This is a genomic window from Actinomyces sp. MRS3W, assembly GCF_032465695.1.
Lineage (GTDB): Bacteria > Actinomycetota > Actinomycetes > Actinomycetales > Actinomycetaceae > Actinomyces.
Genome location: NZ_JAWDJJ010000288.1, coordinates 1 through 10,812, shown reverse-complemented (window position 1 = coordinate 10,812; position 10,812 = coordinate 1). Strand labels below are relative to the sequence as shown.

The following is a 10,812-nucleotide window of genomic DNA, read 5'->3' as shown; positions in this document are numbered from 1 at the left end:
GGGCGGGCGTCGGGGCTGGTGGCGCCCTCCGGCGGCTGGTCGGTGGGCAGCACCTGGACGCGACCGGCGTCGGGACGGCGGCGCAGTGCGACCGGCTGCGCCCCCAGGGCGCGCCGACCGGGGGTGCCGGATGCGTCGTGTGCCAAGCTCACTGGTGGCCGAGTCCTCTCCCTGAAAGATGTGTGCCGCCACGGGCGACCGACAGGGCAGGGTACTCGCGCTGGCGGGCGCGTGCCACGGCGTGAGTCACAGTTCGCGGCGGGCGGCGCCACGGCGGGACGGGGAACATGGCGTGCTCACCCGGCCAGCAGGCTGAATACGTAGACGACGGGGGCGGCCACGAGGATGGAGTCGAGACGGTCCATGAGACCGCCGTGTCCGGGCAGGAGCGTGCCCATGTCCTTCAGGCCGAGGTCGCGTTTGAGCAGGGACTCCCCCAGGTCGCCCAGGGTGGAGACGCACACGACCGTGGCTCCGAGTACCGCGCCGGCCCAAAGCGGTCCCTCAAGCGTCCACAGGCACAGCATGCCAACGCCGACGGCGGCGATGAGTGAGCCGACCAGCCCCTCCCAGGACTTCTTGGGCGACACGCTCGGGGCCAGGGGGTGTTTGCCGAAGGTGATGCCAGCGAGCCAGCCGCCGGTGTCGTTGGCCACCGGCAGGGCGATGAGCATGAGTACCTTGCCGACGCCCTGCGGCTGGGCGGCGAGTAGGACCGCGAAGCTCGCTAGGAAGGGCAGGTAGGTGGCGGCGAATACGGAGGCGGAGGCGTTGACGGAGCGGGAGCGGCGCACGGCGTCGTGGGCCTCGGTGCGCAGCACGTCGTGCCCCGCCTCCTCCATAACCGTGCCGGACTCCGCCTCGGCCTGGTCGAAGAAGCACCACAGTACGCAGGCGCCGGCGGTAGCGATGTAGGCGCCCAGGGCTGCCTCCGCCCCCACCTTCCAGGCGCATACCGCCACCCCGAGGGTGCCGAGCCAGAGGGGGGCGAGCGGCAGCCGGATGCCCTTGCGGGCGAAAGCGCCGGCCAGCTCCCATAGGGCGCCGCACACGGCGACGACGACGACGCCTACGAAGATGACCTTGTTGAACACGAGCGACGCCAGGATCACCCCGATGAGGAGGACAGCGACCCCGACCGCGGCGGGCAGGTTGCGTCCTGCCCGCCCGGTGGCGGGCAGGGGGGCGCGGTTGCGCGTCGGCGGCGGGGTGAGCAGGGTCGACAGAATGCTCACGGTCGGCGGTGAGGTGGTGGTGCGGTGTGGGTCAGACCTCGAGGAGCTCGGACTCCTTGGCGGCCAGGGCGGCGTCGACCTGCTCGACATAGCGCTTGGTGAGCGCATCCAGCTCGCCCTCGGCGCGCTTGACGTCGTCCTCACCGGCTTCGCCATCACGCTTGATGGCCTCGAGCTCCTTCTTGGCCTTGGCGCGCACGCCGCGGACCTGCACCCGGGACTCCTCGGCCCGGGAGCGGGCGAGCTTGACGTAGTCCCGGCGGCGCTCCTCGGTGAGGACCGGCAGGGTGACGCGGATGATGGTGCCGTCGTCGGTCGGGTTGACGCCCAGGTCGGATTCGCGGATCGCGGTGGTGATCTCCTTCATGGCGCCGCGGTCGAAGGGGCTGACGATGACGGAGCGGGCCTCGGGGATGGTGATGGAGGCGAGCTGCTGCAGGGGCGTGGGGGCCCCGTAGTAGTCGACCATGATGCCGTTGAACATGGCCGGGTTGGCGCGGCCGGTGCGGATGGCGGCGAGCTCATGCTTGCCGGCCTCGAGGGCCTTGTCCATCTTGTCCTCGGCATCGAGCATGACGTCGTCGATCATGGTGGGTGTTCCTTCGTTGTGGATGTGTAGAGGTTGAACCGTTGCCGATCGCGCCGCCGGCGGGCGCTGCCGGTGTGCTCAGTCGCGGGTGACCAGGGTGCCGATGTCCTCTCCGAGCAGGGCCCGGGTGATATTGCCGGGCTGTCCCATACCGAACACGCGCATGGTCAGCTCGTTGTCGCGGGCCAGGGCGAAGGCGGAGGCGTCGGCGACCTGGAGGCCGTCGGCCAGGGCGCGTGCGTAGGTGAGATGGTCGAGCTTGACAGCGTCCGGGTCCTTGCGCGGGTCGGCGGTGTAAACGCCGTCGACGCCGTTCTTGCCAACCAGCAGCTCGTCGCAGTGGGTTTCCAGGGCACGCTGGGCGGCGACGGTGTCGGTGGAGAAGTAGGGCATGCCGGCACCGGCCCCGAAGACGACGGCGCGGCCCTTTTCCATGTGGCGGATGGCGCGCAGCGGGATGTAGGGCTCGGCCACCTGGGTCATGGTGATAGCGGACTGGACGCGGGCGGGCACTCCGGCCTTCTCGATGAAGTCCTGCAGGGCGAGGGCGTTCATGACGGTGCCCAGCATGCCCATGTAGTCGGCGCGGGCGCGGTCCATGCCGTGGGCGGACAGTTCGGCGCCGCGGAAGAAGTTGCCGCCGCCGACCACCACAGCGACCTGCACGCCCTGCTGGATGGCGACGGCGATCTGCCGGGCGGCGTCGGAGACGACCTCGGGATCAAGGCCTACCGAGCCACCGCCGAAGACCTCGCCGGAGAGCTTGAGCAGGACACGTCGAGGATGCTCGCCGTGGGCGATACGGTCGTCATGAGCCGGGGACTCACTCATGCGTGGTACCTCCTGGGGGGTGTCTGGCCGGCCTGGTGCGGGCGCAGGGCACAGCCTACCGTGCCGGGCGCCCTCCCCGCCGCCGGAACCGGCCGAAGCCGGTAGCGGCATCCGCTCTGCTTGGACCGTCTGCCATCGGTTGGCTTGAGCTCGTCGAGGTCCTCGTGTCCTGAATGCCCGGTCGAGATTGCCGGGGTGGTCGGGATTCTGCGGGGGATACATCGCGGGGTCCCCGTCGGCTCTCGCCAGCGGGGACCCCGGTGATTGCGTTGCGCGCTATATCAGGCGCCGACGCGGAAGCGGACGAAGCCGGTGAGGTTGCCGCCGGTGGCCGCGATGACCTTGCCGACCGTGGTCTTGGGGTCCTTGGCGTAGGCCTGGTCCACCAGGCAGTTCTCCTTGTAGAAGCCGTTCATACGGCCCTCGACGATCTTGGGGATGGCCTTCTCGGGCTTGCCCTCGGCGCGGGTGGTCTCCTCGGCGATGGCACGCTCCTTCTCAACCGTCTCGGCCGGCACGGAGTCGCGATCGAGGTAGAGCGGGGAGTAGGCGGCCACATGCATGGCGACGTCGTGAGCCACCTCGGCAGCCGCGGCGTCGGTCCCCACGAGCACGCCCACCTGGGCGGGCAGGTCGGGGTTGGTGCGGTGCAGGTACAGCTCGACCTGCGGGGCGGACAGGCGGCCCACGCGGCGCACGACGATCTTCTCGCCGATGACGGCCTGCATGGAGTCGGTCAGCTCCTTGACCGTGGAGCCGTCGACGGCGACCTCGGCCAGGGCCTCAGCGGTCTCGGCGCCGGAGTCGATGGCGGCGGTGAGGACCTTGTCGGCGAACTCGAGGAACTTCTCGTTCTTGGCGACGAAGTCGGTCTCGGCGTTGATCTCGACGAGGACACCCACCTGGGAGTCGCCGGCGTCGACGACCTTGGCGGCAATGAGGCCGGCGGAGGCGGAACGGCCCTCGCGCTTGGCGATGCCCTTGAGGCCCTTGACGCGGATGATCTCAATGGCCTTCTCGGTGTCGCCGTTCGCCTCGTCGAGCGCCTTCTTGACGTCGAGCATGCCGGCGCCGGTCTTCTCGCGCAGCGCCTTGATGTCAGCGGTGGTGTAGTTGGGCATAGGTATCTCCTGGAATTGCTGAAGGAAGATCAATGAGTTGGAGCAGCGGCGCGCTCAGGCCTGCTCGGCGGGCGCGGCGGCCTCAGCGACGGCCTCGACCGGAGCCGACTCCTCAGCGGTGGCCTCAGCAGGCGCAGCCTCGGTAGCCGCGGCGGCGTCGGTGCTCTCGGCGCCAGCCAGCAGCTCGGCCTCCCACTCGGGCAGCGGCTCGGCCTCGGCGGGGACCTCGGCCTCTTCACCGGTGCGGGCGCGGCCGGCGGAGCGGGCCACCAGGCCCTCGGCGGCGGCGTCGGCCACAATGCGGGTGAGCAGGCTGACGGAGCGGATGGCGTCGTCGTTGCCGGGGACGGCGTAGGTGACCTCGTCGGGGTCGCAGTTGGTGTCGAGGACGGCGACGACAGGGATGCCCAGCTTCTGCGCCTCGGAGATGGCCAGGTGCTCCTTCTTGGTGTCCACCACCCAGACGGCGGCGGGCAGCTTGTTCATGTCGCGGATACCGCCGAGGGTCTTGACGAGCTTGTCCTTCTCGCGGCGCATCATGAGCAGTTCCTTCTTGGTGCGGCCGGAGCCGGCCACGTCGTCGAAGTCGATCTGCTCGAGCTCCTTCATGCGGTCCAGGCGGCCGCGCACGGTGGCGAAGTTGGTGAGCATGCCGCCCAGCCAGCGCTGGTTGACGTACGGCATGCCGACGCGCTGCGCCTGCTCGGCGACGGCGGACTGCGCCTGCTTCTTGGTGCCGACGAACAGGATGTTGCCGCCGCGGGCGACGGTCTCCTTGATGAAGTCGTAGGCGGTGTTGATGCCGTCGATGGACTGCTGCAGGTCAATGATGTAGATGCCGTTGCGCTCGGTGAGGATGAATCGCTTCATCTTGGGGTTCCACCGGCGGGTCTGGTGCCCGAAGTGGACACCATTCTCGAGCAGCTGGCGCATGGTGACGATCGCCATGAGGGTCCTTTCATGCGCGTCCGGCAACGCCGACGCGCAGTTGTGGGGCGCCACCGGCCGCGCGGCCGCGGGCACCCCGGTTGATTGGGTGGTTCTTCCCCTTTGACCGGAGGCCCCGACTGACGGGGCGCGGCTCCGCACCGGCGAAGCCGGAGGGATGGGGCCTGGTGCCCGCGGCGCAGGGCCGCCCGCCGTCATCACACGCTGCGGGACCTCGGCCGTGACGCCCGAAAGGACGTTCCCTCCCCGCCTTAGGCGGAGCGGGCGCGGACACGCGAAGTCAGCCGCGCACCGATCAGGCGGAATCCGCCGGACCCGCGCAGGGCTGCGGAGGTGAGGCTACCACAGCGCCGGGATGCGCCCGCCACGGGCAGCGGGGCAGCCTGCTGGCGTCCACAGGTGCGCTTCGCCGCACCCTCCGGCACCCACCATCCACAGCTTGGCGTCCCCGCGGATGCGCCCGGCGGCCAAGCGCCGCACCCTGCTGTCATGAGCACCACACTCAAGACCCCCGCTGCCCCCGCCCGACTCGACGACGACGCCTCTGTACGTACCGTCTCATCATCCATCTATCCCCCACGCTCCGGGCCCACCGCATCGTCCGCGCCGCCCGGGCCGCCCGTCTCTCCGCCCGTCGCCCGACCTGCGCGGGGCCGCGGGCGCGGTTGGCGCCGCCGGGCCCGGCTTGTGGCGGGGACCTGCGGCGCCTTGGTGGCCTGCGCCGCCCTGGCGCTGGCGCCTGAGCCCATCGCCGCGAGTGCGGCCGCCCCACCTGCCGCCGCAGTGCCCACGGTTCGCACCGCCTCGCGCTACTCCGCGCTCAACCCGATGGAGGAGTTCATGGCCGCTCCGGGGCCGGACGTGCGCGCGCACTCACTGCCGCTGGTGACCACAACCCGGGTGCGCTATAGCTGGCCCACAGGCATGGCGACGACGGTGCTGGCGGACTTCGACCCGCCCGCGGTGGTCTGGGGCGCGGGGCACCGGGGCGTGGACCTGGCGCTGGCTGCGGGCTCGCAGGTGCTGGCGGCCGGCGAGGGGACCGTCGCCTTCGCCGGCATGGTGGCTGGTCGGCCGGTGGTCTCCATCGATCACGCCGACGGCATCCGCACCACCTACGAGCCGGTGGAGCCGTGTGTCGAGGCGGGCGACGTCGTCACTCGCGGCCAGGCGATCGGAACGCTGGTGGCGGGGCACCGCGCCGACGGAGCGGATGCGCTCCATTGGGGTGCCCGCACCGGCCCGAAGACCTACGTCAACCCGCTGCGCCTGCTGGAGCCGGCCGTCATCCGCCTCAAGCCGCTGGCGTGACGGTTCCGGGCCACTCGTCGGCTCAGGCGCGGGGGAAGGCCTGAGCGTAGACCGCTCGCAGCCGTTCCGCGGACACGTGCGTGTACCGCTGCGTAGTGGCCAAGGAGGAGTGCCCCAGCAGCTCCTGCACACTGCGCAGGTCCGCTCCCCCGCTGAGCACATGGGTGGCGGCGGAGTGTCGCAGCCCGTGAGGGCCCAGATCGGGCACGCCGGCGCGCGCCGCGGCACGGTGGACGATCTCGCGCACCGCCCGCGGATCGATGCGGCGTCCGCGGGCCCCTAGGAACAGTGCGCTTCCGGCCTCGGGGGCGGCCAGGCTCGCGCGCGCACCGAGCCAGTCCTCCAGTGCTCTGGCGGCGGGGCCGCCGTAGGGGACGGTGCGTTCGCGGTTGCCCTTGCCCAGCACCCGCATGGTGCGGCGTGAAGCGTCGACGTCGGTCAGGTCCAGTGCGCACAATTCGGATACGCGCACGCCGGTGGCGTACAGGGTTTCGAGTGCGGCCCGGTCGCGCAGTGCCAGTGCCCGGGCTCGGGCCGGGTCGCCATGCCCGTCATCCGGCTCGGCGGCGGTCGCTGCGACGGCGTCGGCGGCGGCGTCGAGCAGGGCGGTCGCCTGGGCGGGGGTGAGGACGGTGGGAAGGCGGGCGTCGGCCCGGGGCGAGCGCAGTCGGGCGGCGACGTCGGCCTCCAGCAGACCGTTGCGGAAAGCCCAGGTGGAGAAGGCACGGCAGGCGGCGGCACGGCGCGCGAGCGTGGCGCGGGCGGCGCCGTCGGCGGACATGGTTGCCAGCCAGGCGCGCAGGTCGGCGAGTTCCAGGCTCGCCAGGGCGGGCCCGACGGGCTCGGCCTCCTGCTCGCCGACGCCGAGGAAGGTCAGCAGGTCGGCAAGGTCCCCGAGGTAGGCGCGCACCGTATGCGCCGACAGTCCCCGCTGCAGATCCAGGTAGCGGGAAAAGGCGTCAAGCAGCCCCGCGCGCGTATCGCATGCGGCGCTCGCCGAGGCGGAATCGGACACGCCGTCAGTCTATGCGCCCCGGTCCGCGCCACCGCGCCCAACGGCCGCGCGCCATCGCCCCTACCGCCACCACGATCACTCGGGTAGTGTCCCGCGTACCTGCTCGACATACGGAAATGACGCTATGGCACCCGTCATCCAGACCCAGACCCTGCACAAGCGATTCGGCACCGTGCATGCGGTACGCGGCATCGACCTGAGTATCGAACGCGGCTGTGTGTACGGCCTCATCGGCCCCAACGGCGCCGGCAAGACCACGGTGCTGCGCATGCTGCTGGGCATGATCCGTCCCTCCAGCGGCAGCATTGAGGTGCTCGGTCACTCCCCCGCCACCACGCGCCCCCAACTGCGCCGCCGTATCGGCTACCTGCCGGGCGAACTGCAACTCAACGACCGCACCAGCGGGGCCGCGCTGCTACGGCACCTGGCCGACATCTCCGGCCCGGTGGCGCCGGGCACCGTGGAGGAGCTCGCCGAGCGCCTCGACATCGACCTGTCCCGCCCGGTGCGCACCCTGTCGAAGGGCAACCGGCAGAAGCTCGGACTGATCCAGGCGTTCATGCACCGCCCCGAGCTGCTCATCCTGGATGAACCAACCAGCGGCCTGGATCCGCTCATGCAGCGCGAGTTCCTCGGCCTGGTCGCGCAGGCGCGCGAGGCCGGGCAGACCGTGCTGCTCAGCTCCCACATCCTGACCGAGATCCAGCACATCGCCGACGCGGCCGCCGTGTTGTCTCACGGCACCATTGTGGCCGAGGGCGACGTCGCCTCCCTGCGTCTGACCGCCGTGTCCACGGTACGGGCCGTGCTCGCAGGCGCCGCCGAGTCGGAGGTGCGCGCCCAGCTGGACGCTCTGCTGCGCGACCTGCGCATCGAGCCGACCGCCGGCGATCACCTGCGCGTTTCGGGGGCGCTTCACGGCCCGGTTGACACGGTCGTCAAGGCCCTGTCCCGATTCACGGTGACCAGCCTCATCATCGAGGAACCGGACCTGGAGCAGTCCATTCTCAACCTGTACGAGCGAACCGGAGACCTGCAATGAACACCACCACTGCACCCCGCCAAGCAAGCAGGGCGGACCGACCTACAAGTTACGACGCCTCCCGGGTCTCACGGCTGCCCATCCTGCGCCGCCAGTTGGCGGACGGCCGCCGGGCACTGGTCGCCTGGTCCGTAGCCGTCGTCGCGGTGCTGGCCATGTACCTGCCGGTCTACCCGTCGCTGTGCAGCCCCGAACTCATGCAGATGCTCGAGTCTTTTCCCGCCGATTTCATCGCGGTTCTCGGTTTTGACCGGATCACCACCGGCGCCGGCTACACGCAGGCGAGTTTCTTCGGGCTGTTGGGTTTCGCGTTGGCCGCCATCGCCGCCACCGCGTGGGGTGCGCGGTTCATCGCGGGAGCGGAGGAAACCGGCAGGCTGGAGCTGACCCTGGCGCATGCGGTGGGCCGGGTGCAGTACGCCGCCGAGAGCGCCGCTACCCTCATCATTCGCCTGGCGGTGCTCGGCGTGGTCACCGCAGCCGGGTTGGCGCTGCTCAACGCTCCGGCCGAGTTGGAACTGACCGCCCGCAACGTCGCGGCCGTAACTCTGGCCTGGGTGAGCCTGGCGGTGGTGTCCGGCGCAGCCTCGCTCGCCACCGGCGCCTGCACCGGGCGCCATTCGTGGGCGCTGGGCGTGGGCGGCGGCGTCGCCCTGCTCGCCTACGCCCTGGATGCGGTTGGGAAGACCGCAACGCAACTGGATTGGCTGGCGAAGGCGTCCCCCTACTACTGGGCCTTCGGCAATGAGCCGCTGCGCAACGGCTTCGACTGGGGCGGGCTGGCCCTGTTGTGGGGGCTCAGCGCCGCCCTGGTCGCCCTCAGCTGCGCAGCACTGGCCCGCCGGGACATCGGCGGCTGAGACACGCGGCAGCGGCGGCACCGAGCTGCGCCGGTCCGCCGCGGCCACAGGGCGATACGGCTAGCGGCGATCGGGGTTGATCCAGTGGAGGCCGTCGAAGCGGGCGAAGTCGCTGTCGAAGGAGCAGATGCTGGTGCCGTACTCGATAGCGAGCGCCGCCAGGTGAGCGTCGGTGGTGAGGTTTCCGCGCAGGTCGCCGCCGATGAGGAGTTGTCCAAGGATGTCGCGGTGGCGGCGTCCCGGTGTGGGCACCCAAGCCTGGTCGGCGTCGAGCCAGTCGGTGATGAAGCTCCACGCCTCAGCCGGGGTCAGGGGATTCGCGGTTACTCGGGGATGGGTGATGATGCGTTGGAATGCCATAAGCGATACCCACGGCAGCCCGACGCGCTCAACACCGTTCATCGCCTCGTCTAGCCATGTCCGTGCGGCGGTGTGGAAGTGTGATCGCTCGTCGACGGCGTAGAGCAGGACATTGGCGTCGACGATCACGACGCCTCCTCGGCGTCGTAGTGATCGAGCAACTCAAGCGTGTCGGCGATGTTGGTGACATCGACCTTGAGCCCTACTGCGGCCGTGCGCTGCTGGAAGCGCACGGGCTTCTTCTGCGTCTGGGTGAGGCCCGCGCGGGCGAGTTCGTTGACGGCCTCACCGAGGCCGATGTGGCGTTCCTCGCGGAGGCGTTCGGCCGCTGCGGCTACCTCCGGGTCGAGTCGTACCGTGGTTCTCACACCACCAAGATAACACCACAGATGCCATCTTGTCTGCATCAGTGATGCAACCCGGAGCCTCGACCGCGTCACTCAGCCGCGAGCGCGGCGCCAGGCGGCGCCTTGCCGTTCCACCTTCCCGGACAGTTCCAGTAGTCCCAGGGCGGCGATCGTCTCCTCCTCGGTCAGCCCGGCAGCGCGCACAATGCTCTCCACACCGGCGGCGGCGCGGGCGGGCAGGGCATCCAGCACGGCGGCTGCGGAGCCATCGAGCCCGTCCAGCAGCCCGGAGCCGGCGTGGGCCGGGTCGGCGGCCTTGGCGGCATCGGGGTCGGTGGTGCCCACAGGCATGATGAGTTCAAGGGCCTCGCTGGCGTCGGTGACGCAGGTGGCGCCCTGCCGCAGCAGCCGATGGCAGCCGACCGACTCCATGGAGGTGACCGGCCCGGGCACCGCGCCCAGCGGCCTGCCCAGATCCAGGGCGTGCCGGGCGGTGGCCAGGGCGCCGGAGCGCCAGGCCGCCTCAACGACGACGGTGCCCTCGCTCATGGCGGCGATGAGCCGGTTGCGGGTGAGGAACCGGTGGCGGCCCGGCTGACAGCCGGGAGGCACCTCGGCCACGAGGGCGCCGGTGGCGACCACCTCCTGTAGCAGTTCGGCGTTGCCGGCCGGGTAGAGGCGGTCCACTCCCCCGGCGGAGACCGACACGGTGACGCCGGTGCGCATGGCGGCGCGGTGGGCGGCAATGTCGATGCCGAAGGCCCCACCGGAGACGATGACGACCCCGCACTCGGCCAACTGCCCGGCCATCTCCGCGGCCACATGCTCGCCGTACTCGGTGGCGGCGCGCGCCCCGACCAGGGACAGGGCATAGCCCGCACCCACCCCCGTCGGTACGAGGTCCTCGCGGGCCCGCGGCAGGTGTTCGGGCACGGCGGCGTCCCGCCGGGCGACCAGCAGGGCGGGGTCTCCGCGCACCCACAGGCAGTGGGGCGGTCGCTCCAGGTCGTTCAGGCCCGTCGGCCACCACGGGTCGGAGGGGATGACGAGGCTGCCGCCGAGGCGTTCCAGGACGTCGAGTTCCCGGCGAATGTCGAGCCCGTGCAGGCGCGGTGCCCAGCGGCCGGCGGCGAGTGCCCAGTCGGCGCTGGCG

12 protein-coding genes are annotated in these 10,812 nt (G+C 71.0%); 3 read left to right on the top strand and 9 right to left on the bottom strand.

Annotation, left to right across the window (positions count from 1 at the left end):
* Positions 1-296: 296 nt before the first annotated feature.
* From RWX45_RS11100 to rpsB, 5 genes are all read right to left on the bottom strand, one after another.
* Positions 297-1,226 carry a phosphatidate cytidylyltransferase gene (locus RWX45_RS11100; RefSeq protein WP_316023783.1) on the bottom strand — a complete coding sequence of 310 codons (930 nt, stop codon included), beginning with the start codon at positions 1,224-1,226 and terminating at the stop codon, positions 297-299.
* A gap of 40 nt (positions 1,227-1,266) precedes the next feature.
* Positions 1,267-1,824 carry a ribosome recycling factor gene (frr, locus tag RWX45_RS11095; RefSeq protein WP_316023782.1) on the bottom strand — a complete coding sequence of 186 codons (558 nt, stop codon included), beginning with the start codon at positions 1,822-1,824 and terminating at the stop codon, positions 1,267-1,269.
* Between the two features lie 78 nt (positions 1,825-1,902).
* A complete protein-coding gene (gene pyrH / locus RWX45_RS11090) occupies positions 1,903-2,655 on the bottom strand; it encodes a UMP kinase (protein ID WP_316023781.1) in 753 nt (250 codons plus the stop codon).
* A gap of 281 nt (positions 2,656-2,936) precedes the next feature.
* The gene (tsf, locus tag RWX45_RS11085; RefSeq protein ID WP_316023780.1) at positions 2,937-3,776 is read right to left on the bottom strand and encodes a translation elongation factor Ts; all 840 of its coding nucleotides are present in this window, start codon (positions 3,774-3,776) and stop codon (positions 2,937-2,939) included.
* 54 nt (positions 3,777-3,830) lie between these two features.
* The gene (rpsB, locus tag RWX45_RS11080; protein WP_316023779.1) at positions 3,831-4,724 is read right to left on the bottom strand and encodes a 30S ribosomal protein S2; all 894 of its coding nucleotides are present in this window, start codon (positions 4,722-4,724) and stop codon (positions 3,831-3,833) included.
* Positions 4,725-5,213: 489 nt separating this feature from the next.
* On the opposite strand from rpsB, the gene RWX45_RS11075 reads away from it, so the two are divergent.
* Positions 5,214-6,035, top strand: a complete 822-nt coding sequence (locus RWX45_RS11075) for a M23 family metallopeptidase (protein ID WP_316023778.1) — start codon at positions 5,214-5,216, stop codon at positions 6,033-6,035.
* 22 nt (positions 6,036-6,057) lie between these two features.
* Here RWX45_RS11075 and RWX45_RS11070 read toward each other — a convergent pair whose 3' ends face one another.
* Entirely contained in the window at positions 6,058-7,050 is a 993-nt protein-coding gene (locus tag RWX45_RS11070; protein ID WP_316023777.1) for a tyrosine recombinase XerC, read from the bottom strand.
* 124 nt (positions 7,051-7,174) lie between these two features.
* On the opposite strand from RWX45_RS11070, the gene RWX45_RS11065 reads away from it, so the two are divergent.
* Both RWX45_RS11065 and RWX45_RS11060 read left to right on the top strand, forming a co-directional pair.
* On the top strand, positions 7,175-8,092 hold the full coding sequence (locus RWX45_RS11065) for an ABC transporter ATP-binding protein (protein WP_316023776.1): 918 nt from the start codon (positions 7,175-7,177) through the stop codon (positions 8,090-8,092).
* A complete protein-coding gene (locus tag RWX45_RS11060) occupies positions 8,089-8,952 on the top strand; it encodes an ABC transporter permease subunit (RefSeq protein ID WP_316023775.1) in 864 nt (287 codons plus the stop codon). Before RWX45_RS11065 ends, RWX45_RS11060 begins: the two co-directional genes overlap by 4 nt.
* A 60-nt stretch (positions 8,953-9,012) precedes the next feature.
* Here RWX45_RS11060 and RWX45_RS11055 read toward each other — a convergent pair whose 3' ends face one another.
* From RWX45_RS11055 to RWX45_RS11045, 3 genes are all read right to left on the bottom strand, one after another.
* Positions 9,013-9,441: a type II toxin-antitoxin system VapC family toxin gene (locus RWX45_RS11055; protein ID WP_316023774.1), complete on the bottom strand. Its 429-nt coding sequence runs from the start codon at positions 9,439-9,441 to the stop codon at positions 9,013-9,015.
* On the bottom strand, positions 9,438-9,680 hold the full coding sequence (locus RWX45_RS11050) for a hypothetical protein (protein WP_316023773.1): 243 nt from the start codon (positions 9,678-9,680) through the stop codon (positions 9,438-9,440). Before RWX45_RS11050 ends, RWX45_RS11055 begins: the two co-directional genes overlap by 4 nt.
* Positions 9,681-9,752: 72 nt before the next feature.
* A partial coding sequence (locus tag RWX45_RS11045) for a DNA-processing protein DprA (RefSeq protein WP_316023772.1) occupies positions 9,753-10,812 on the bottom strand: 1,060 nt, incomplete at its 5' end.